This window comes from Clostridium sp. MCC344 (assembly GCF_018785365.1).
Taxonomy (GTDB): Bacteria; Bacillota; Clostridia; order Lachnospirales; family Lachnospiraceae; genus Pilosibacter.
Genome location: NZ_WQPQ01000118.1, coordinates 1 through 203 on the forward strand (window position 1 = coordinate 1; position 203 = coordinate 203).

Consider the following 203-nt stretch of genomic DNA (forward strand, 5'->3'; position numbering starts at 1 on the left):
CCCTTCCAGTCGTCCAGCAGCTTGATGATCTGGTCCTTCATTTCCCTCGGCGTAGTTTCCTTGCCGAAATACTTGCTCAGTTCCGCACCTGTCAAAATCACTTTGTCTACCTCCTTTTTGTCCTCCATCATAATGCCGTCGATCACATCCCCGTTGAGCAGCTTCTTTTCGTCCAGCTCACGCATACGCTTTGCCTGCGCCTG

Annotated in this window: 1 pseudogene; it reads right to left on the reverse strand. The window is 51.7% G+C overall.

What is annotated here, in order from left to right:
* A pseudogene (locus GPK90_RS18745) lies at nt 1–203 on the reverse strand (ParB/RepB/Spo0J family partition protein); the annotation flags it as partial.